19 protein-coding genes and 2 other annotated features are annotated in these 21,613 nt (G+C 36.4%); of the genes, 12 read left to right on the forward strand and 7 right to left on the reverse strand.

What is annotated here, in order from left to right; all coding sequences use genetic code 11:
• Window positions 1–206 precede the first annotated feature (206 nt).
• Window positions 207–647 carry a Dps family protein gene (locus PLX19_RS13415; RefSeq protein ID WP_272189132.1) on the reverse strand — a complete coding sequence of 147 codons (441 nt, stop codon included), beginning with the start codon at window positions 645–647 and terminating at the stop codon, window positions 207–209.
• 190 nt (window positions 648–837) lie between these two features.
• Between PLX19_RS13415 and PLX19_RS13420 the strand changes: the two genes are divergently transcribed.
• The 3 genes from PLX19_RS13420 (at window position 838) to PLX19_RS13430 (ending at window position 4,073) form a co-directional block, all read left to right on the forward strand.
• On the forward strand, window positions 838–1,272 hold the full coding sequence (locus tag PLX19_RS13420; RefSeq protein ID WP_272189229.1) for a DUF3920 family protein: 435 nt from the start codon (window positions 838–840) through the stop codon (window positions 1,270–1,272).
• Between the two features lie 304 nt (window positions 1,273–1,576).
• Window positions 1,577–2,275 (forward strand): pirin family protein, encoded by a 699-nt coding sequence (locus tag PLX19_RS13425; RefSeq protein ID WP_272189133.1) that lies wholly within the window; start codon window positions 1,577–1,579, stop codon window positions 2,273–2,275.
• A gap of 148 nt (window positions 2,276–2,423) precedes the next feature.
• Entirely contained in the window at window positions 2,424–4,073 is a 1,650-nt protein-coding gene (locus tag PLX19_RS13430; protein WP_334313765.1) for a M4 family metallopeptidase, read from the forward strand.
• A 41-nt stretch (window positions 4,074–4,114) separates the two neighbouring features.
• On the opposite strand, the gene PLX19_RS13435 is transcribed toward PLX19_RS13430, so the two are convergent.
• The 3 genes from PLX19_RS13435 to PLX19_RS13445 all read right to left on the reverse strand — a co-directional run bounded on the left by PLX19_RS13435 (window position 4,115) and on the right by PLX19_RS13445 (window position 7,652).
• Window positions 4,115–4,429 (reverse strand): metal-sulfur cluster assembly factor, encoded by a 315-nt coding sequence (locus PLX19_RS13435; protein ID WP_272189134.1) that lies wholly within the window; start codon window positions 4,427–4,429, stop codon window positions 4,115–4,117.
• 130 nt (window positions 4,430–4,559) lie between these two features.
• Complete coding sequence (locus tag PLX19_RS13440) at window positions 4,560–6,251, reverse strand: methyl-accepting chemotaxis protein (protein ID WP_272189135.1); 1,692 nt, start codon at window positions 6,249–6,251, stop codon at window positions 4,560–4,562.
• A gap of 606 nt (window positions 6,252–6,857) precedes the next feature.
• Window positions 6,858–7,652, reverse strand: coding sequence for a class I SAM-dependent methyltransferase (locus tag PLX19_RS13445; RefSeq protein ID WP_272189136.1), 795 nt, complete (start codon window positions 7,650–7,652; stop codon window positions 6,858–6,860).
• Between the two features lie 118 nt (window positions 7,653–7,770).
• Window positions 7,771–8,043: a binding site (T-box leader), on the forward strand.
• A gap of 51 nt (window positions 8,044–8,094) precedes the next feature.
• Between PLX19_RS13445 and metG the strand changes: the two genes are divergently transcribed.
• The 3 genes from metG to PLX19_RS13460 all read left to right on the forward strand — a co-directional run bounded on the left by metG (window position 8,095) and on the right by PLX19_RS13460 (window position 12,521).
• The gene (gene metG, locus PLX19_RS13450; protein ID WP_272189137.1) at window positions 8,095–9,735 is read left to right on the forward strand and encodes a methionine--tRNA ligase; all 1,641 of its coding nucleotides are present in this window, start codon (window positions 8,095–8,097) and stop codon (window positions 9,733–9,735) included.
• 162 nt (window positions 9,736–9,897) lie between these two features.
• Window positions 9,898–10,512, forward strand: a complete 615-nt coding sequence (locus PLX19_RS13455) for a DedA family protein (protein WP_272189138.1) — start codon at window positions 9,898–9,900, stop codon at window positions 10,510–10,512.
• Between the two features lie 857 nt (window positions 10,513–11,369).
• On the forward strand, window positions 11,370–12,521 hold the full coding sequence (locus tag PLX19_RS13460) for a methyl-accepting chemotaxis protein (protein WP_442869052.1): 1,152 nt from the start codon (window positions 11,370–11,372) through the stop codon (window positions 12,519–12,521).
• Between the two features lie 159 nt (window positions 12,522–12,680).
• Here the strand turns inward: PLX19_RS13460 and PLX19_RS13465 are convergent, their stop codons facing one another.
• Window positions 12,681–13,052 (reverse strand): DUF3938 domain-containing protein, encoded by a 372-nt coding sequence (locus PLX19_RS13465; protein WP_272189140.1) that lies wholly within the window; start codon window positions 13,050–13,052, stop codon window positions 12,681–12,683.
• 325 nt (window positions 13,053–13,377) lie between these two features.
• Window positions 13,378–14,271 (reverse strand): YitT family protein, encoded by an 894-nt coding sequence (locus tag PLX19_RS13470; RefSeq protein ID WP_272189230.1) that lies wholly within the window; start codon window positions 14,269–14,271, stop codon window positions 13,378–13,380.
• Between the two features lie 204 nt (window positions 14,272–14,475).
• On the opposite strand from PLX19_RS13470, the gene PLX19_RS13475 reads away from it, so the two are divergent.
• From PLX19_RS13475 to PLX19_RS13485, 3 genes are all read left to right on the forward strand, one after another.
• Window positions 14,476–14,760 (forward strand): hypothetical protein, encoded by a 285-nt coding sequence (locus PLX19_RS13475; RefSeq protein WP_272189141.1) that lies wholly within the window; start codon window positions 14,476–14,478, stop codon window positions 14,758–14,760.
• 31 nt (window positions 14,761–14,791) lie between these two features.
• Window positions 14,792–15,589, forward strand: a complete 798-nt coding sequence (yidC, locus tag PLX19_RS13480; protein WP_272189142.1) for a membrane protein insertase YidC — start codon at window positions 14,792–14,794, stop codon at window positions 15,587–15,589.
• Window positions 15,590–15,834: 245 nt separating this feature from the next.
• Window positions 15,835–16,072, forward strand: a binding site (T-box leader).
• Window positions 16,073–16,131: 59 nt separating this feature from the next.
• Window positions 16,132–17,430, forward strand: coding sequence for an APC family permease (locus PLX19_RS13485; protein WP_272189143.1), 1,299 nt, complete (start codon window positions 16,132–16,134; stop codon window positions 17,428–17,430).
• A gap of 378 nt (window positions 17,431–17,808) precedes the next feature.
• Here the strand turns inward: PLX19_RS13485 and PLX19_RS13490 are convergent, their stop codons facing one another.
• Window positions 17,809–18,567 (reverse strand): TrmB family transcriptional regulator, encoded by a 759-nt coding sequence (locus PLX19_RS13490; RefSeq protein WP_272189144.1) that lies wholly within the window; start codon window positions 18,565–18,567, stop codon window positions 17,809–17,811.
• Between the two features lie 214 nt (window positions 18,568–18,781).
• Here PLX19_RS13490 and PLX19_RS13495 point away from each other — a divergent pair, with 214 nt between their 5' ends.
• The 3 genes from PLX19_RS13495 to PLX19_RS13505 all read left to right on the forward strand — a co-directional run bounded on the left by PLX19_RS13495 (window position 18,782) and on the right by PLX19_RS13505 (window position 21,552).
• Complete coding sequence (locus PLX19_RS13495; RefSeq protein WP_272189145.1) at window positions 18,782–20,782, forward strand: methyl-accepting chemotaxis protein; 2,001 nt, start codon at window positions 18,782–18,784, stop codon at window positions 20,780–20,782.
• A gap of 119 nt (window positions 20,783–20,901) precedes the next feature.
• The gene (locus PLX19_RS13500; RefSeq protein ID WP_251227684.1) at window positions 20,902–21,204 is read left to right on the forward strand and encodes an MTH1187 family thiamine-binding protein; all 303 of its coding nucleotides are present in this window, start codon (window positions 20,902–20,904) and stop codon (window positions 21,202–21,204) included.
• 102 nt (window positions 21,205–21,306) lie between these two features.
• Window positions 21,307–21,552: a YusU family protein gene (locus PLX19_RS13505; RefSeq protein WP_272189147.1), complete on the forward strand. Its 246-nt coding sequence runs from the start codon at window positions 21,307–21,309 to the stop codon at window positions 21,550–21,552.
• The last annotated feature ends 61 nt before the right edge of the window (window positions 21,553–21,613 follow it).

Genomic DNA, 21,613 nt, shown 5'->3' on the forward strand with positions numbered 1-21,613 from the left:
TGATATACTGTGAAAATTGTCGATAAATGGTGCATGTACGTCGATATATCAGAGATTTTTCTAATGATCTAGCTCTAGCAGCTAGATCAGTCGGTCGTTTCGCACCTTCCTCCGAGGCAAAAAGCGTCTCTATGTCCAGGAGCGTGGGCGCCCTCCTGTTCTGAGCGAGTGGCTTCTGCTTTTCTAATTGTCCAGCTCCGCTTTTCTTATTGATTCAAGAATGCGCGTAACATCCATGCGTGTTTTTCAAGTTCTGTGTAGATGCCAAGTAGTAGGTCAGATGTCATTTCGTCGTCTGTGTCTTGGGCGATCTCCATGCCTTTTTTCAATTCCCCTAGCATCATTTCGTAGTCTTTCATAATTGTTTCGACCATCCCTTCTGCAGTTTCTCCGTAAGCTGCTTCTTGAATAGAAGATAATGTTAAATATTCTTTCATTGTTGCTACTGGTTTGCCACCAACTGCTAAAATACGTTCTGCAATTTCATCGATGTGCGTAGCTGCTTCTGTATAAAATTGTTCGAATTTCTCATGAAGTGTAAAGAATTGAGGTCCTGTAACGTACCAGTGGAAATTGTGTAATTTTGTGAATAAAACGTTCCAGTTTGCTACTTGTTTGTTTAATGTTTCAATTACTCGTGTGTTCATGTGATCAATCCCCTTTAAATTTTTATTTTATACTATTTGTTAATTTATAATTATTATAATCTAATAACAGGTATAAAATCAATCCTTTTTGCATATATAATTTTAAACATTTTGTGACCCACATGGATGTTTAAAATAAGAGCTAATGTGACATACAAGTAACAGAGAGTAAAGAGAAAGGAGAATGAAAATGCAGCTCCCATTTGAAAGGATCTATCAACAAGCTGGGAACTGGTATGTACTTGATGACGATTTTCCGTGGGATATACACCAAGTGAAGAGCGATGTTTTCTCATTAATTGAACGACGTGAGGTGCCTGTTATTTTCTGTGATACGTGTGAAACGAATGATGTGTTAATACGATTAGGAGAAGAGGAAGAAGAGTTTTTATTTCCTTTAAGCGGGTTTTATCATAAAGAAAAGCGACTTATTTTTGTTTGTATGTGGGAGAAGTATGAGAGCGTATTAGAAACATTGTTGCATGAGTTTCGGCACGATATGCAGCATGAACGTAAGTTATTGTACGTTGGAGATGAAATGTATGAAAAGCGTTGGATTGAAAAAGATGCAAGAGTGTTTGCGAAGAGAAAGCTGAGAGAATATAGGAGAAGATATATGAACTAAAATATATTTTTGCTATATTTTAGTTCATAACTTATTAAAATAAAGTAATTGACAATTATTAAGTTTAGTTCTAAACTGTAGTTACGATGCTAAGCAAGACGAATCAACATTTAAAAATAATGAGATTTGTCTGCAGCACAATTTAATACATTCATACAAATCAGATAGGGGAATATACAGAAGTAGTTCCTCTTGCAAGTAAAGCTCATTCGCGAGAAGCAGAAGCAACTGTTGGAATAATTAAGTACAGTTCAAAAAATTTTAAATAAATATCTCGAATTCGAGATAATATGAGGTGAATACTATGTTTAATAAAGTTGATCATAAACAAATGGGAAGAGCAAATCACGTTTGGTTAAATACACATTTTCATTTTTCATTTGCAGATTACTATAATCCAAGTAATATGAGATTCGGTGCACTTCGCGTTATTAATGATGATTTAGTAGCAGCGCAAACCGGATTTGAGATGCATCCGCACCGTGATATGGAGATTATTTCTTACGTAGTGGGCGGAGCATTAACACACCAAGATAGTATGGGGAACCGAGGAACAATTGAGCGTGGACATGTGCAATATATGAGTGCTGGAACAGGTGTCTTCCATAGTGAGCACAACTTAGGCGATGAAACATTGCGCCTTTTGCAAATTTGGATTTTACCAGACCGTGCTGGTCATACACCAAATTACGGTGAATTTAAATTTGATTGGAATAAACGTGAGAATACATGGTTCCACATGGTTTCGCCAATTGATGGCGGTGCACCGATTGAAATTCATCAAGATGCAAACTTGTACTCTCTTGCTTTAGAAAAAGGAAAAGAGATTACATTCTCAGTTGGTGAAGGACGCCAAGCTTATTTGGTTCAAATTGAAGGAAGTGGTGTTGTGAATGGTGAAACGCTAGTAATGAGAGATGCAGCAGAAGCAATTGAAGAAGATATTCGCATTCAAGCAGTGGAAACAGCTCATTATTTAGTAATTGAGATGAAGAAACAATAAGTATCTTCCAAGGGTAGCGTCTAAATAGGACGCTACTATTTTTTTTGAATATTATGTCGAAATTTTCTAAAAAATTAAATAAAGGATATTGCTAATTATCCTAGAACTGTATAAAAGTGTAAAAAATAGGGATGGGGAGTGTTGTTTTTTGAAAAAGAAAGTTCTATCTTCAACGGTAGCTTTGTCTATGGCTTTAGGAGCATTTACGACATTAGGTACATCAAGTACATATGCAGATGAGCAAAAAATTCAGTACAACCAAGAGTTTCAGACACCATCTTATATTGGAGAAGAGTGGAAAGCACCGGAAGGGCTAGATAAAAAAGAAACGGTGTTTGAGTATTTAAATGGTAAAAAAGACATGTTTAAATTAGCAGGAAATATGGAGAAACATTTTGAAATCGTTGGTGAAGAAAAAGATGCACAAGCAGAAACGACACATATGAAGCTTATTGAAAAACATAACGGTGTTCCTGTTTATGGATCTGATCAAACAGTAGCACTGGATAAAGATAATAATGTAAAAGCGTTTTTCGGACAAGTTATCCCGAATTTAGAAGATAAAAATATTCCAGCGAATGCGAGCATTTCAGAAGATGAGGCTGTAAATGCTGCGAAGGCTGATATTGAGAAAGAAATTGGCAAAGTAGATAAATATGATGGTATTAAAAAAGACTTATATGTATATGAAAAAGATGGAAACTATTATCTTTCATATCTTGTAAAAGCATCTATTTCTAAGCCGGCACCAGGATACTGGCATTACTTTATTGATGCAACAAACGGAAATGTAATTGAGAAGTATAATGCCATTGATCATATTACTGGATTTGGTTACGGTGTAGCGGGACAGCGAACAAGTTTTGAAATTGCACAGGACTCAAAAACTGGGGCTTTTCATTTATTCGATGGAAAACGTGGAAAAGGTGTTCATACATTTGATGCAAAAAATATGGATGAAAATTGGTTCAATTTATTCTCACAATGGCTTGGATATACCGGTGAGGAAATAGAAAGTAAAAATAAATTCTTCGAGGATAAAGCAGCTGTTGATGCGCACGCTAATGCTGAGAAAGTATACGATTATTACAAGAAAACATTCAACCGTAATTCATTTGATAACGAGGGAGCGAAGTTGATTTCTACTGTTCATGTAGGAGAAGGGTGGAATAACGCAGCGTGGAACGGTGTCCAAATGATGTACGGAGACGGTGATGGAAAAGAATTCGTTGCATTCTCAGCAGGACTTGATGTTATTGCGCATGAGCTTACTCACGCAGTGACAGAGTACACTGCAAATCTAGAGTATAAAAATGAGTCTGGTGCATTAAATGAATCGTTATCTGATATTATGGGTGCAATGGCTGACCGTGATGATTGGGAGCTAGGAGAAGATATTTATACACCAGAGATGAGAGGAACTGTACTGCGCTCATTAAGCAACCCAGCTTCTATTCCAAATCCATTAAAACCAAGTGAAGGCTATCCAGATCATTATAGTAAGCGTTACACAGGAAGGGTTGATAATGGCGGTGTTCATATTAACAGCAGCATTAACAACAAAGCGGCGTATTTAATTTCTGAAGGTGGTACGCATTACGGTGTTACTGTAAATGGCGTAGGCCGCGAAGCGACAGAAAAAATTTATTACCGCGCTCTTTCAAAATATTTAACTGCAAACTCAAACTTTAAGATGATGCGCCAAGCTGCAATTCAAGCGGCTACAGATTTATACGGACAAAATTCTAAAGAAGTACAAGCTGTAAAGAAAGCATATGATGCAGTAGGAGTAAAGTGAGAAACGAAAAGACCTGACTTATATCAGGTCTTTTTTCTCATTTAATCACGAATGCCTAATGCGATTTTAGCAAACCTGGACATGCGCTCTTTTGTCCATGGTGGATTCCAAACAACATTTACTTCAATTTCATTTAATTCAGGAACATTTGTTGCTAATACCATTTTGACATCAGATACAATTTGCCCAGCCATTGGACAACCGATAGAAGTCATTGTCATTGTAATGACGGCATTCTGTTGTTCGTCAGTTGTAACGTCATATACTAATCCAAGATTTATAATATCGACGCCAAGCTCAGGATCAATAACAGCCTCCAAGTTGGCATATACTTTATCTTCTAAAGTTTGAGACATAGTAGCACCTCTGTTCATGATTGATATTTATTCTCATTATAACGGATTTGCAATAAAGGTGCAGTGATCTAGCTCACAGTATTTTTTACATAGAAAAAAGCATTCCCCATAACAAGGAATGCTTTTGTTACTACTCTGTTTTAAAACGGGAAACAAGTGTGTCAAGTTCTTCTACAACATGTTTCATCTGCTGTGATTTACCAGACATGTCTTTTATTATGTGTACTTGCTCTCCTGCAGAGTTTGCGGTTTGTGTTGTCTCTGCTGCTACTTCACCCGAGATCGAAGCAATATTATTAAGAGAAGCATTCATTTCTTCTGCACTTGCAGCCATCTCTTCTGCAGTCGCTGAAACTTCTTGCATTTGTGAAGATACTGCATTAATCTGTTCGACAATGGTTGCGAAAGAAGAACCAGCTTCGCGAATTACTGTAATTCCTTGGGCAGCTTCTACTTGACCTTGTTCCATCATCGAATTTGCAGTTTTCGTATCATCTTGAATATGATGAAGCAACTGGTTAATACCCGTTGCAGCGGCTTTTGATTGTTCTGCAAGCTTACGCACTTCATCCGCAACAACGGCAAATCCTTTTCCTTGCTCTCCAGCTCGTGCTGCTTCAATGGAAGCATTTAATGCAAGAAGATTCGTTTGTTCCGCGATATTAGAGATAGATTGGACAGCTGTATCAATATGTTTTGTATGAGTGATTAGACGTTCGACGACTTGGGATGTAGCATTCACTGCGTCATGAATTGTTGTCATCTGTGTAATTGATTTTTCGATTACTTGACTACCTTCACTTGCACGGTCAGAAGTAGTTACAACTAGTTCTGCAACATCGGAAGCAGACTGGGCAATACGCTGTACACTAACTGACATATCATCCATTGCAGTAGAACTTTCTTCAATGCTAGAAACTTGCACTTGAATGCTATGTTCTAATTCGGACATTGTTGCTTGGATACTCGCTGTTGCATCCATAGAAATATTCGTTTCTTTTAATATGTTTTCAGAAGCAGTGCGTACATTTAAAGATGTTTTTTGCACTTGTCCAATAATATATTGTAGATTTTCTAGCATTTGATTAAAGGAAGCGGCAATTTCGCCGATTTCGTCATTGCTTTTTACATGTAATCGTGCTGTTAAATCGCCGTCTTGGGAAGCGAGTTCTTTTAGCTTTGTATCAATTTCTTCAATTGGTTTCACAAGTTTACCAGAGAACAACCAAGCTATGACGATTGCAATAATTGTACAAAGAACAAGAGAAATAAGGACAACCCCCTCAACAAACACGGATGAATCTTTCAATTGTTGGACAAGCTGATCGCACTTCGCATTTTCATCGTTACTATATTTTGAGAAATCACCGATTACTTTATAAACAGTTCCGTTTTGTTCAGCAGTCGCTTTTAGTGATTCGTCCCATTTCCCTTCGTCAATGAGAGGAATCACTTTTTCATTAATATAACGACTCCATTGTGATCCTAACTCAATTGTATCTTTTATATTTTGAGGAGTATTTGAATCGTTTAGTAGTTTTCCTTTTGTATCTTCTAGTAGTTTTTCCATTTCGTGAAATTTATCTAGTTCGGAACGGTTATGCTGTAATAGATAGCCTCGTAACGCTGAGATTTGTACTTGATATGCATCACTGCGCTCTTTTAACACCGTTGCTTTCGGTGCAACATCTTTTTGTAATGTTGTTGCTATATTGTTTTCTTTGTTGGCAAAGAAAAAAATACAAGCTAATGCAATGCCAAATAAAGCACAAATTGTTCCCATCATAAACATAAATTTTTTACGAATGCTCACGTATTTCATAATGATAAATCCTCCTTTTAATAATTGATTTATAAAGATTAATTAATATTATGGTTAAAAAGTACTATATTTCGATTTCGTTCGAAATAAAGCACTTTTCTTTCCTTTAGGAATTATAGCAGACAACAGTATGGAAAGTAAGGTAATATTTTTTTATTAAGATTTTTTCATATAATTAGAAAAAATGCTTTATCTCATATTACTGGGAAGGCATTGTCATGAAACAAAGCAGTAATCTTGCAAGTAACAAGTCAAATATCATTGTAAAAGTATGTATGTAAAAATTATAACAAACAGTATAAAGGAGAAATATAGAAAGAGGCTTTTGTTCGAAAAAAATATACATTTATATATAGGGGGATTTCAAAAAAGGTTTACTAATATAAAAATAAGTATTGTATTTATAAAAAACATACTGTATAATCCTAAATAATCGATGATGATTATCATTTTTCTTGTTTATTGGCATGTGTGTTATTATACCTTTTTTGCTGTATAGTCAAAAAACAAATTGTCCTATCTAACAATATTTTGGTAATCTCTTATCTCAACTCAACTTATACTATACACAGAAGAAAAGCTCTCTTCATTTTGAAGAGAGCTTTTCTATATATTTTTGGCGATGAGTGTATATAGTCCAGGGATACGATCTTCAATTCCTTTCAGGACAGGAAAGACCCATTTTTGCTTTGCGCCACATTCTTCTGTGAGCTCCTCGATATGAAGGCTTGCTTGTGCAATGCTTGTTACGATTTCTCCTAACGTCCATCTGCGAATCATATTTTTAGGTAAAGAATTACGCTCTGCTTCTGATAGGAGTATACTATAGGCTACATCTATTTCAATTACATCTTTTTGAAAGTAATCTCCGCTTGCAATTACTTTGTTATCTTCTACTTGTAGCAGTTTTGTATACATGGGGTGATAGTCTCGTAAAATAAATGTGCCACCGTGTTTTAGTAATTGAGAAATGATTGTAAATAAAGGTTTTAAATCTATGAAATAATGGAGCACACCAAGCTCAAGTAATACTACGTCAAATGAACCGATTGCTTCTTGTATATTGAGTACATCAGACACGATGTACTCAATATGTGTTTCAGCGGCTTCGGCAAGTTCTCTTGCATATTTTGCGTTGCTTTCTGAAATATCGACAACTGTTACATCTGCTCCGAGCAGAGAAAGTGCAACCGCTTTACTTCCTTTGGATCCCATTAGATTTATAATTCGTTTTCCATGTACTGTACCGATATAAGGTACATAATGAGTGACCTCCGCAGCGGGGTTTTTTCGTATTTGCTTGCCGTAAGACTGAGGTGTTCCGTGGCGATTTGTCCAAGCTTCATAAGCTGCTTTACTCCAGCTATCTTTATTTGTTGCACTTAATTGCTCTTGATTCAAAACAATCTCTCCTTTCCGTGAAGGTATATAGTTTCCTTATGAAAATTAGAGAATCCTGCTTGTGATCTGATAATAGTTTGATTTTTCAGCATGATTTGCATACAATGTATATTACATATGAAAAGCGTTGAAGAGGAAAAGTAGAATGACCCCATTCTTTCCAGAGAGCTTCGGGAGCTGAAAAGAAGCAAGAATGATCATTTGAACAATGGCCTCTGAGCTTCGTCCTGAACTTATCAATTGATAATAGTAGGCGGCGACGAGCGTTGGCTCTCGTTATCAAAGTCACAGTATACGAGCAATGATTGCTCCGTACTTGCAAAGGTCAATTGTGTGAGCTATTGACGAAATAAGGTGGTACCACGACTGTATATACAGCCTCGTCCTTATCTTTTTAGAAGATAAGGGCGGGGCTTTTTCATTTTTAAAGGAGGAATGTAGGATGAATATTTTTATTGGAGGCGCTTGGCCATATGCAAATGGATCGTTGCATCTTGGTCATATTGCTAGTTTACTGCCAGGGGATATTTTAGCTCGTTATTATCGACTAAAAGGGGACAATGTTTTGTATGTATCGGGAAGCGATTGTAACGGTACACCGATTACGATTCGTGCTAAGCAGGAAGGGGTAAGTGTTAAAACAATTGCAGATCGCTATCATGAAGAGTTTGAACGATGTTTTCAGGAACTTGGGTTTTCATATGATTATTATGCTCGTACTGACGCTGCTACTCACCATCAAGTTGTTCAGAATATTTTCTTAGAGCTTTTAGAAAAGGGGTTTATTTATAAAAAGACAGTGGAGCAAACATACTGCGAAACTTGCGAACAATTTTTACCGGATCGTTATGTGGAAGGTCTTTGTCCGCATTGCGGTGCGGGGGCGCGTGGTGATCAGTGCGATGCGTGTTCTGCTATTTTAGATCCGATAGATTTGCTTGGGAAAGCATGTAAATTGTGCGGCGCTGCACCGACAATTAAAGAGACAGAGCATTTTTATTTTGCGTTAACGTCATTACAGCAGAAGCTAGAAGAATATATAAAAACAGTAAAGCAAAGCGGTACGTGGCGTGAGAATGCTGTCCAATTAACGCTGCGCTATTTACAAGAAGGTTTACAAGACCGTGCTGTTTCAAGAGATTTACCAATTGGCGTGAGTGTTCCTGTTTCCGGATACGAAGATAAGAAGGTGTATGTGTGGATCGAAGCTGTGTCTGGATATTATTCAGCAAGTAAGCAATGGGCGCAAGAAACAAATAGTGATAATTCACAGTTTTGGCGAAAGGATACCCGAACGTATTATGTGCACGGTAAAGATAATATCCCGTTTCATACAATTATTTGGCCAGCTATTTTGCAGGGGATACAATCAGAAGCGTTGCCTAAATATATTGTTTCGAATGAATATTTAACAGTTGAAAAAAGAAAGTTATCGACGAGTAAAAATTGGGCTGTTTGGGTTCCTGATATATTGGAAGAGTACCATCCAGATTCGATTCGTTACTTTTTAACTGTAAATGCTCCTGAAAATCGAGATACAGATTTTTCATGGCGGGAATTCATTTATAGTCATAATAGTGAATTGTTAGGAGCGTATGGGAATTTTGTAAATAGAACGCTGAAGTTTCTTGAAAAATATTATGAGAATACTGTACCAACTGGTCAAATGAATGAAGAAATTGGAGAAAAGTTAAAAGAACTATACATTGAAGTAGGGGAATTCATTGAAAAAGCACATTTTAAACAAGCGCTGGAGCTGATTTTTGAATACATCCGCTATGCAAATAAATATTTTGACGAAAGGCAGCCGTGGAAACAAATAAAAGAGGATAAGGCAGCATGTGGTGATACGATAAGAAACTGTATTCACCTTATCGTGAATTTTGCACAAATATTAGCACCGTTTCTTCCGTTTTCGTCCGCGCGAGTACAACAAATGTTAGGAGTTTCAAAGAGCGGGTGGTCTTATAAGGTTGAAATCCCAGTGCATGTTTTGAATGTATCACCGTTATTTGAACGGATTGATGTGAAGAAAATTGAGGAAGAAGTGGAAAAGTTGAACGGATTTTTCAACGGTATATGAGAAGTGGGTTTTAATTTATATATAGAAAATAATCTCCTTACAAAAATGTAAGTTTATTGTAAGTTATTACAATAGCAGTTTGCTAGAAGTTTTTATACAATAAAAGTAAGAGATAAGAACGTTATAATAGATTGCGTATCAGCAAGAAAAGGAGAGATCAACATGGAATGGATTCACGAATTATTTCAACAGTACGGATACTATGTTGTACTTGTGGGATTACTGTTAGAATATATTGCACTTCCGTTTCCGGGAGAGCCAACATTAGCTTATGCAGGATATTTAGCGCATACAGGTGAGTTACATTTACCACTATTAATCTTTTTTTCTTTTTTAGGGACAAGTGTTGGGATGACAATTCAATATTTTGTAGGAAACAAGCTCGGTATGCCGTTTATTCAAAGGTACGGAAAATATGTTTTTTTAACGCAGCGTAAAATTGATTTAACACGAAAGTGGTTCGATAAGTATGGATATTTCCTAGTATTTATTGCATTTTTTATTCCTGGTGTGCGTCATTTTACAGGGTACTTTGCAGGGATTATTAATTTACCATTTCGCCGCTTTGCGATAACAATTTATTGCGGGGCGCTATTTTGGGTATTGTTCTTCTTAATAGGTGGTTATTGGTTAGGTGGCAACATTGATGCTATTTTTGGATTGCTTGAGGATCATATCGGAAAAATTATTATCGGTGTTGTTGTAATTGTGGCGGTAAGTGTAGCTGTGTGCTTCCGTAAAGAAATTAAACGTGTGTTTGCACAAACAGTAAATTAAAATAATCCATTTCATGTTGAGAAAGGCAGTGCTTAAGGAGAAGCACTGCCTTTTTATATAGATAATTCGGTAGTTTTTTCATTACTTATTTTTTTATATCGTTTTTTCAATTTGCACTTATATAGTGTTTACTTTTATGTTATATACATAATATAGTATATTTTAAGTTTTGATTAGAAAGATTATTGAATATTTTAAGCTTTACATATTTACACTTTAAAGATGCTAGGGCACTTTAAAGTTTTTAAATCTTATATTTCATACGTTGAAATTTAATAATGAAAAGGGGAACTACTATGAACTTACGAACACGAATTTTAGGAATTGTATTTGTAGTCCTCCTGGGGCTGGCGAGTATGAATTGTGTATTTTTATACTTTACTGCAAAAGGCACTGGGGAACAAACAATTGGCGAATTAGGGAAGACTCAAGTTGAAGCAATGAAAAAGCAATTTGATAAAGATACATATGAATTGTGGATAAAGGATCCCCAAAAAAATGATACATATGAAAAGCTGCGAACTACATTAAATGAAATGCGTGAACATAACGGCGCATTATATGTATATACGATGAATTTTAAGAAGGATGAAGCGGTTATTATGATTGATGGGCAACCAACTTCAAAGGAAGCTTCACCGATTGGGGAGAAGTCTGATAGTAGTCCAACAGAAATCAAAAAGCTTAAGCAAGGTGAATGGGTGTACAGTCCCATTATAAATGATGAAAAATACGGGAAATATATGTCCGTTCTTGTACCGTTACAAGACGGAAAGGGCCAAGTGTATGGAGCGCTTGGAATGGATATAAAAGCTTCTGTTGTCGATACGATTATGCATAACTTGTTGGCAGATCGAATGGTGAAACTCGCTCTTATTAATATAGGGGTTGTTGTCGCTGCCTTTGTATGTCTGTTCTATTTTATTTATCGAGGCTTAAAGCCACTTCATACGTTGAAAGAAGAAACGAAACGGATTGCAGAAGGGGATTTAAGAGAACTTCGCATTTCATCTCGTAAAAAAGATGAGATTGGACATATGATTGGTTCTTTCGGATATATGATGGAGAATTTGAGAGGAATATTGCATGGTGTACAGAAGGCTACACACTCTGTAACGCAAACATCGGAAATGTTGCTTTCTTCTACGCATGTGATGAAAGAACAAAACCAGACCATTTTATTATCGAGTCAAGAAATTACAAATAGTAATGCACAAACTGTTTCTTCGATGGAACAAGTTTCGAGTGCGATGCATTCCTTTGAAGAAGAAATACATGGTGTTGAACATGCGGTAGGTGATATGAAAAATATTTCTCAAGCGATGGCACAAGCGGGCGAAGAAGGCCAGGGAATGTTGCAAAATACGGTTATGCAAGGTAAAGAAATGAAAGAGACATTCTATCAATTTGAAGATACCGTCAATTCTTTATTAACACAAGTAAGTCATACGGGAGAAATTTTATATACAATTGAAGATATTGCGGCGCAAACGAATATGCTTTCCTTGAATGCGGCTATTGAAGCAGCTAGAGCGGGAGAATCGGGCCGAGGATTTGCGGTTGTAGCAGAAGAAGTGAAATTGTTAGCAGATCGTACCGCAGAGCAAACAGGGCATATTCGTCAGTTAATTTCTAAGATGCAACAAGAAGCATCTGGTACGACAGAACAACTGTCGCAAGCGTTGCAGCAATATGATGCGCAGTTCAATCAAGTAAGCGTCGTAGCAGAGCAAATGACGGCACTGCAATATATTTCAAACGAATTAAATCAGTCACTGCAGCATGTGATCGAAAAAATGGAAACGATGAAACAGCAGCAAGGCGTGATTCATACGGAAGTATTGTCTGTTACGGCTGCAAGTGAAGAAACAGCTGAAGCTACTGAGGAAGTAAGTGTTACTATAGAAGAAGTGGCACAACATATGAATGTGTTTACACAAGAAGTGCAAGAAATGGCAGCGCAAATTCATGAATTAAGTGAACAAACGAAGCGCTTTACATTGTCATAAAGTGGAACTGTAAAGAACTTGTACTCATAGCGCTGAAGTTAAGAAAATAATAGAAAAAGACCATCCTGTTTCAAAGTGAAGTGAATAAGGATGGTCTTTCATTTGTTTTTACTTCTATTATTTCTCTAATTAATAGTTAGTTGATATGAAGAGAAATGATTATGAATTGCTTTCTACCTGAACATGACTGTCATCTTGTAGTAAGTGAAAGATATCAGCCATGCAAAATGCGATAAACCACGTCCATAGACCGTGGAAGAAAGCTGTGCTAATTTGCAGCGGTAAATCATAATTCGTTGTTGAAAATGAGATGCAAGCGCCAACGATACCGATCATTGTTAAAAGCGTCGTTTTTCTAGCATTTTCTGCTGAACTGAAAAAAATAAATGAACCAATGACGGAAGCGCTTACAAAGGAATCAATCCCATTAATATATACATTTTCACCAATATGAGCATTTGTCCAAAAGCATAAGAGACCGCCTGCTATGGCAAATAATGTTGCAATAATAAGTTTCATTTTTTTGTTCATATGTTTTGCTCCTTTATCATCATAATTTGAATAGGAGAACCAATATATAAATCCATTTTAGCCTTGCTTGTGACAGCGACGTCGTTTCCCTAATCTAGATTTATATATGAAATAAGGCGCTATATGTATTGCTTACTTTTATAATGTATACATAGTATAACATGTTTTAGATTCGAATAAAAATAATTATCAGATATTTTGAATATTGGTATGCGTTATCCAATGACATCATAAAGTGAAACTTCCGTCAGTGGGGGGCTTACTGCCCACGGATAGCGGGATAAAGTGAAAAATAAAAACGCAAGGACATCATCCTTGCGTTTTGTTATACACGTTTAAATCGTCCGACTACTTCTACTGTTTCTGTAATGTTAATAAAGGCATGACTATCAACGTGCCTTATCAGACGTTTAATTTCTCCTAGTTCATAGCGCGTAACAACTGTGTAAATCATTTTTTTCTTATGATTTGTATATCCACCGACAGCATCAACCATTGTTACACCGCGAATTCCATTTTGGAGCAATGCGCTTTTCACCATATCCCCTTTTTCGGTAACAGTCATCACTGTTAATTTAATGTGCTTCGTATGAATGGAATCGATTACTTTACTTGCTACAAATCGGCTGATTAGTGTGTAAAGTGTAATATCCCATCCGAAAATAAAACCAGCGATTACAAGTAGAATAAGGTTAAAGGCAAAAATAATAGACCCAATTGAAATATCTTTATGTTTTGCAACGATTAACCCAATAATATCGAATCCGCCCGTTGAAGAAGCAAAACGGAAAATGATTCCTGTTGCAGCTCCGCACAGCACACCGCCAAAGACAGAAGATAATAAAATATCATCTGAGATTTTATGAACGGGAATAACGTTCATCGCAAGCGTCGATATAGTAACGAAATATGCTGTTAAAAAAGTTGTTTTCTTTCCTAAGTAAAAATAGCTAAGAAAGAGAAGTGGAATGTTTAATAAAAAGATGAGTGCACCAATGTTGTAGTGCATTAAATAACCGATAATCATCCCAACGCCCGTAAAGCCGCCACTGATCATGTGATGTGGAATAAAGAACATATTCATTGAAACCGCATAAAAAATTGAAGCAACTAAAACAACAATCAGCTGAATTATAAATTCTAAATGCCATGTTTTTGCAGCTGGGAATGATAAAAAGGCGGTATCGGGAACGTAATCGGCGTCTCCTAGTTGGCCCATGTCTGTTTTCATCTCCATATTTATTTTTGATTACAAGAAGAGAATAATGCTTTTTTCAACAACTGACAATAGTTTTATTATTATGCAAAAATTTTATAAAATTTTAACAACTTACATGCGAGTATAAAAACATGAATATGTCAAATATAAGGAATTTACATATTGAATTAGTATGCTATAATCCTGTCATAAGGATGTGAAGAGATGGAATTTCTGTTGCAAGATGCAATGTTATATATATCTGTTGTAACAACGGCACTTTGTTTATTAGAAGTTTTGTTTCTCACTAATGTTTCGCGTTTTGTACGCCAACAAACATATAGAGGGAGACAGAAGGCTTTCGCATGTGTTGAAACGTGCGAGCAGCATATAGGGAATACTTCGTTTTTCTCTGTCTTTTATAAACATGGAATGGCCCGCTCAGTCCGTAGGCAAGAAGCAAGCGGAGAGAGTGATGATGTAGGTCCGTATATACCAATGTTTCGCTAACGAATTATGAAACATTGGAGGAATATATATTATGTTTAAATCATACCGAGCTTGGCTCGTAAGTTTATCATTATTACTTGTTGTTGTTTTATCAGGGTGTGGTAATGCAAATGCGAATGCAAGTGCAGCACCGATTGATGCGAGTAGTCCTGGATTTTGGAATCACTATATTGTATATCCAATTTCTGTTATGCTGCAATTTGTGGCGCACCATTTGCCGAATCATAGCTTTGGGATTGCGATTATCATCATTACGATTGTAGTTCGTACGATATTATTGCCGCTGACGATTACGCAATATCGTAGTCAATTAAAAACAAAGAAAATACAGCCAGCGCTTCAGAAGTTGAAGGAAAAGTATGGCGATACGACGAAAAATCCGGAGAAACAAAAGCAATACCAACAAGAAATGATGATTTTAATGAGAACGAACGGTGTGAACCCGATGATGGGATGTTTACCACTCTTACTACAAATGCCAGTCTTCTCAGCATTGTACTATGCCATTAGTCATACAGAAGAGATTCGTTCAGCTACTTTCTTATGGGTAAATTTAGGACATCCAGATCCTTATCACATTTTACCTGTCCTTGCTGCTGTGACAACATTCCTGCAAATGAAAGTATTTCAAACCAATATGACAGGAGAACAAAGTCAAGTATTGAAAGTTCAGCAGTTTATGATGCCAGCAATGATTTTGTTTATGGGATCTGCTGCACCGTCAGGACTTGTTTTGTACTGGATTACAAGTAACTTATTTACTGTCGTTCAAACTGTATTATTAAAGAAAGTAATGGATCGTGAAGATGGACAACTACAAGAGGCGTAAGGAAAGATAGTTGTTATGATATAAAGAAAGAGTTATCCTCAAATACTGCTCTAGCGGGATTTTGGTTAACTCTTTCTTTATAAATATAGAGTGAAAAAGCGAGTACGAGAATAAGAAAAGCACCGCTAATAGTTATTTTATATAACTGTTATACTATACTGGGATGATTTTATATGTAATATAAAACACACTTGCTTTTTTGAAAAAATTCAATATAATGAATATTAATAACAAATTTCGACATTATAAAAGTATTGATAAGGACACGAGCTATTTTTTACGATTTTCAGAGAGGGAAGCCTTAGGCTGTGAGTTTCCTAATACGAATGAATAGTTTACCACCTTTGAACTGCAGCAGTGAACGAATATCTAGTAATTGTTTGCCGGCAATCTCCGTTATCTGAAACTTGAGAAATTGGTGATTTGTGTCTTCATGCCAATTGGAACAAGGGTGGAACCACGAATATAACACTCGTCCCTTTTATTAGGGATGAGTGTTTTTTATTTAAATCAAACTAGGGTTAGAGGGAGGACACACAGTTATGCATCACGATGACAAAAATAAAATTGGCCTAACGGTCGCATTATCAATCGTTGTTGGAACAATTATCGGGTCTGGCGTATTTATGAAGCCAGGTAAGGTATTGGATTACGCCGGAAGTTCTAACATGGCAATCTTTGCTTGGGTAGTAGGGGGTATTTTAACCTTAGCAAGTGGTTTAACGGTTGCAGAAATCGGAGCGCAAATTCCGAAAAATGGTGGTTTGTACACGTATCTAGAGGAGATTTATGGTAAGTTTTGGGGTTATTTATCTGGCTGGATGCAAACACTTGTATATGGGCCAGCAATTATTGGGACATTGGGATTGTATTTTAGCTCATTAATGTTAAACTTTTTTCATATTGATAAAGTGTGGAACTTACCAATTGCAATTGGAACAGTTGTATTCCTTGGTGTGATAAATAGTGTAGGAACAAAGTATGGGGGCATTGTTCAAACGATAACAACAATCGGGAAGATGATCCCAATCGTGCTTATTATTGTGATGGGATTTTGGAAAGGGAGCAGCGATGTATTTAACGTTGTTGTACCAGAGTCTGCAAATCAAAGTATAGGGATGGCAATTTTAGCAACATTATTTGCATATGATGGCTGGATTTTACTCGCATCTATCGGCGGTGAAATGAAAAATCCAACAAAGCTATTACCAAAAGCATTAACAGTTGGGATTCTTGTTGTAACAGCGGCATATGTGTTAATTAATATGGCATTATTGAAAGTTTTACCAGCACCGCAAATTGTTACACTCAGTGAGAATGCGACAGCGACAGCAGCTGATATGTTATTAGGTCAATATGGCGGGAAATTGATTAGTATAGGTGTTATCGTTTCAATATTTGGATGTTTAAATGGGAAAATTTTAACATTCCCGCGTATCCCAGTATCAATGGCAGAGCGTGGTCAACTTCCGTTTTCAAAATTCATTTCAAAAATTAACGATAAGTTTCAAACGCCAGCAAACGCAATCTTTGTTGAGATTCTACTCGGTATTATTTTAATGCTGATTAGTGATCCAAATGAACTATCTGAGATTTCCGTATTTATTATTTATATTTTCTATGTTATGACATTTATCGGAGTGTTCATTTTAAGAAAGCGTAATGCAGGACAAAAACGTGAATATAGTGTACCTTTATATCCAATCGTACCAGCATTAGCAATTTTAGGATCACTATTTGTAATCGGAAGTGCAATTATTAATGATCCAATTAGTTGTTTCTGGTCAATTGGTATTGTGTTAACAGGATTACCAGTGTATTGGTATTTAAATAAAAAGTAAGTGGATAAATAGGGTTTTGAAAATAGGCATCTTTTGAAGGTGTCTATTTTTTTGTGCAAGGATATGGGAAGAGGGTGCGAAATGTAAAAATGGGGGGACGAGAGCATCTGGCTGTGTATGGAAGCGGGCAGTGCCTATTTCTACCACGTGTGATGTTTGAAACAAAGGGAGATGGAAATTAGGATGGTGCCATCTATCATTGGTTTTCTATTTACGATACTCCCTATATTTGTGCTTGTTTTTGTATTTCGCTAGATTCGGTTTATTTATATAAACTCAGAAGAACAAATAAAACAAAATGAGCAAATCATTTCATTATTATCGGATATTAAGAAGCAAAATGAAGAACGGACATGAGTAGGGATACATGTCCGTTTTTTAATAGCGCAGTTTCATTAAGAGGTTTCGGATTTCTTCGTCATTCATAAATAAATCATGATGTTTCTCGGTAATTTTTGCAAGGGCAACGTCATGATAGAAAAATTCTGTGAAAAATTTAACGAATGGCTGGGACATTGTTTTCATTGCTTGCCATGAGTTTTGCTCAGTGCCCGCAAATAAAATTTCACGATCATCAATAATGATGAGTAAAAAGCGTTCAAGTGCATGGTGCTCTTCTGTTGGGATGAGAAGATGGATGTTTTCTAATGATGTATCAAGGTTTCCTACAACAAGTGCTTCTATCTCAACACCGTGTTTTTTCTTTTCTTCTAGAATCGGCACATACTCTAGAAATGTATCATTCCACGCAGACATACGAATGGATTTCTTCGCGCTTTGCACAAGTTGTTTACTTTGCGCGTGAATAGAAGATTGTACTTTTAAGCTCCATACACGGTCATCTGTAAATCTTTTTTTCGATACGTTGTTTTGTAATTCTTCAACATTTGCTTGGAATTCTGCCGTTAATTTTTCAATGGCAAGCTGTAGCGGCAGAGCCGTATATAGCTTTTTCTTTTCCGAAACAGAATCCATCACCATGCCTTTGTCGACAAGGCGTACTAATATTTCATATATCTTTGCTTTCGGAACACCAGAATACTTGACGATGCTCGTTGCATCAAGCGGTTCTTCGCTTGAAACGAGAACTTCGTATGCTTGACTTTCATATTGTGAAAAACCGAATCTCTGTAACATAATTCCTCCCGAACGAAAAATTCTTGTGTCTTAAGAATAAAGAACTCTTCTTTGGAATACAAGTACTGTTATTGTAATGGGGCATAGAAATGGTTGTATGAAAATTTAAATAAGAAGATAGAAGATTAACGTTTTACAAATATCACATATTCCTAATATAATAATATATAAGCTTGTGGAATTAATGAAGAAGGGGCTAGGGGGAGTAAGAGTTATGAGAAGTTTACGTTGGAAAGTAACAGTTGTATTTTCAGTACTTATTTCCATGATGTTTGCTATTTTTGGGACAACTGTATATCAGTTAGAAAAAGCGAAAGAGTCTCGTATCCTTGATCAATATTCTCATAATACGATGGATTTGTTAACAGAACAAATGAATGAGTTTATTAATGGTATTGGGGAGGATATGAAATACTATTCTAGTAGTGGAGCAATTGTTAAAATGCTACAAGACGGGGTTACACTAGAAGAAGAATCGGTGATAACGAAGGATTTTTTAGAGTTTAAAAATAATCACCCAGATATTTTAGACCTTTATATTGGCACGAAAGATAAGCAGACATTAAGTGCGAATCTTGCGGATGGTGGAAAAATACCAGAAGGATATGACCCAACAACAAGAGCATGGTATAAGACCGCTTTAAGTGATACGAAAAGCGTACATTGGGGACAGCCGCAATATGAAATTACAACAGGAAAATTAAGTGTTGGTGTTTCGAAAGCACTTTTATCTCCAGATGGTTCAGAAGTACTTGGTGTTGTAGCAATGGATGTGTCATTAGGCACAATTCAAAAGCTACTTCATAACATCCAGTACAACTATGGCGGAGAAATGTTTGTTGTAAATGATAAAAACATGGGAATAGTGTATCCAGATAAAGTTGGAAAAGATGTGTCAAAAGAACCACTGATTCAAAGTTTAAAACAAGATAGAAATGATTTTGTTGTAACTAAGTTAAAAGGGAAAGATGTCATTGCATACAGCCAGCTAATGAGATCTATGCCATGGAAAATTGGAATTGTCTATCCGAAAGAAGAAGTGGATAGTTTATTAGCAACAATAAGAAATATGGTTATAGGGTTAGGGTGTGTAGGTGTACTTGCTGCAATTGTTGTATCCTATTTCTTTGCAAGAAGGTTAATAAGACCACTTCAATCATTAACGAATCAAGTGCAAGAAGTAGCGGAAGGAGACTTAACGCTACAAATGAAAGTGCAAACGAACGATGAAGTGGGTGTACTCACAAAGCACTTTAACGATATGGTTGGACAAATGAATGAAATGGTTAGCCGTATTAAACATAACGTATCATCAGTGCAACAGTCAGCGGATAACTTGCATTATTTAACAAATGAGACTGTTGCTTCAAGTAAGGAAGTTTCTAGTGCGATGGATGATGTGACGGGCGGTGCGTCAACATTAGCGAATAGTGTGGAGGAAATTTCAGGGCAGCTAGAAAATATGGAACAGTCTGTAGGACAAGTAAATGGCTCAGTAACTTCTATAAAAGAGGTAACAAGTCAGGCGGAACAAGCGTCGCAAAGGGGTTTACAGACGATGCAACGTTTAGTGGATACAAGAAAGGAATCCTCTTCGATTGTGTCGGAAACAGAAACAGCAGCTGAGAAACTTGACCATAGTGTACAGTCTATTCAAAATGTCGTTGAGCTCATTAAAGGAATTTCTGATCAAACAAATTTATTAGCATTAAATGCTTCTATTGAAGCAGCGCGTGCAGGGGAACAAGGAAAAGGTTTTGCTGTTGTTGCGGAAGAAGTACGAAAATTAGCAGAACAGTCCAAAGAAGCGACTGGCGACATTGCTTCTATTATTGCAGAGGTGCAACAAGAAGTCGCTCGCGTCGTAGAAGTGATTGGGAATTTAAAAGATATCGCTAACGTGCAAGATCATGTAACGAAAGATGCGGAACAATCATTCCGAATTGTTATTTCTGTTGTAAATACAATCATTACTTCTGTTGAGAGAATTTCCACAGAAGTACAAAAGATTGGACATGAACAGAAAGACATTACACAAGTTATGCAAACTATCGCCGAAACGAGTCAGGAGAGTGCAGCTGTATCAGAAGAAGTGAATGCAGCAACAGAAACGCAAGTAGCTCATCTAGAAAAAGTATCTGGAACGATGAAGCAATTAACAGTGGAAATGAACGATTTAGAAAAGGTAGTAGAACAATTTAAAATAGACAAATAGAGATTCAAGCTGTCGGGATTTTCCCGGCAGCTATTTTCTATGTCGAATCGCCGATATATTTTTAAAGAGGAAAAAAATCTTGTACAATAGTAAAGAATCTATAGAAGAGGTGAACAAATATGGCAATTGTTGATGTTACCATTATTCCAGTTGGAACAGGTAATACAAGTGTAAGTGAATATGTAGCAGAAATACAAAAAGTACTTGAGAAAAATGCAGATCGCGTCAAGTATCAATTAACGCCAATGAATACAATTATTGAAGGAGAACTTCCGGTATTATTTGAAGTCATTCAACAAATGCATGAAGTTCCGTTTTCTAAAGGTGCAGGCCGCGTAGCAACAAATATTCGCGTTGATGATCGCCGTGATAAAGTCAGCTCAATGGAGAAGAAGTTACAATCTGTACAATCGAAGTTATAAAGTGTGAGGGAAGCAGTTATATTAGGCTGCTTCTTTTTTGACGAAGGATAGGATATTTGTTTATCATCAACTATAAAGAAACATGAAGGAGGGATAAGAGGGATGAGCGAAAAATTTCAAGAACAGTTTGATGGTTTGTTAGAGAAGTATACAGAGCTCTTATTAGGAGAGAGCAATGAAGAATACAAGCAAAAGGTTGAGAAGTGGGCGTTATATTCGTATGTCGCTAAAACGATGCCAGCTCTAGTAAAGCATTGGAATGAAACGTATCCGGATGCGAAAGAAGAGATGATACAGTTAATTGGAGAAATCAAAAGGTTGAATGACGAGCATAGACAAAAGAAGTGAAAAAGAAAAACGATATAAATACAAATTAAAAAATCGACATAAAAATCCTCTTTCTTTTTAG

Origin of the sequence: Bacillus sp. BP-3 (genome assembly GCF_028401955.1) — a bacterium.
In the GTDB taxonomy this organism is placed as follows: domain Bacteria; phylum Bacillota; class Bacilli; order Bacillales; family Bacillaceae_G; genus Bacillus_A.

What these genes read in the sequence shown, in the direction of transcription:
- PLX19_RS13420 (WP_272189229.1), top strand. Translation starts at nt 838, where the DNA reads ATGCAGCTCCCATTTGAAAGGATCTATCAACAAGCTGGGAACTGGTAT.
- PLX19_RS13495 (WP_272189145.1), top strand. Translation starts at nt 18,782, where the DNA reads ATGAGAAGTTTACGTTGGAAAGTAACAGTTGTATTTTCAGTACTTATT.
- PLX19_RS13475 (WP_272189141.1), top strand. Translation starts at nt 14,476, where the DNA reads ATGGAATTTCTGTTGCAAGATGCAATGTTATATATATCTGTTGTAACA.
- yidC (WP_272189142.1), top strand. Translation starts at nt 14,792, where the DNA reads ATGTTTAAATCATACCGAGCTTGGCTCGTAAGTTTATCATTATTACTT.
- PLX19_RS13470 (WP_272189230.1), bottom strand. Translation starts at nt 14,271, where the DNA reads ATGGGCCAACTAGGAGACGCCGATTACGTTCCCGATACCGCCTTTTTA.
- PLX19_RS13425 (WP_272189133.1), top strand. Translation starts at nt 1,577, where the DNA reads ATGTTTAATAAAGTTGATCATAAACAAATGGGAAGAGCAAATCACGTT.
- PLX19_RS13500 (WP_251227684.1), top strand. Translation starts at nt 20,902, where the DNA reads ATGGCAATTGTTGATGTTACCATTATTCCAGTTGGAACAGGTAATACA.
- PLX19_RS13505 (WP_272189147.1), top strand. Translation starts at nt 21,307, where the DNA reads ATGAGCGAAAAATTTCAAGAACAGTTTGATGGTTTGTTAGAGAAGTAT.
- PLX19_RS13485 (WP_272189143.1), top strand. Translation starts at nt 16,132, where the DNA reads ATGCATCACGATGACAAAAATAAAATTGGCCTAACGGTCGCATTATCA.
- PLX19_RS13435 (WP_272189134.1), bottom strand. Translation starts at nt 4,429, where the DNA reads ATGTCTCAAACTTTAGAAGATAAAGTATATGCCAACTTGGAGGCTGTT.
- PLX19_RS13490 (WP_272189144.1), bottom strand. Translation starts at nt 18,567, where the DNA reads ATGTTACAGAGATTCGGTTTTTCACAATATGAAAGTCAAGCATACGAA.
- PLX19_RS13455 (WP_272189138.1), top strand. Translation starts at nt 9,898, where the DNA reads ATGGAATGGATTCACGAATTATTTCAACAGTACGGATACTATGTTGTA.
- PLX19_RS13440 (WP_272189135.1), bottom strand. Translation starts at nt 6,251, where the DNA reads ATGAAATACGTGAGCATTCGTAAAAAATTTATGTTTATGATGGGAACA.
- metG (WP_272189137.1), top strand. Translation starts at nt 8,095, where the DNA reads ATGAATATTTTTATTGGAGGCGCTTGGCCATATGCAAATGGATCGTTG.
- PLX19_RS13465 (WP_272189140.1), bottom strand. Translation starts at nt 13,052, where the DNA reads ATGAACAAAAAAATGAAACTTATTATTGCAACATTATTTGCCATAGCA.
- PLX19_RS13460 (WP_442869052.1), top strand. Translation starts at nt 11,370, where the DNA reads ATGGTGAAACTCGCTCTTATTAATATAGGGGTTGTTGTCGCTGCCTTT.
- PLX19_RS13415 (WP_272189132.1), bottom strand. Translation starts at nt 647, where the DNA reads ATGAACACACGAGTAATTGAAACATTAAACAAACAAGTAGCAAACTGG.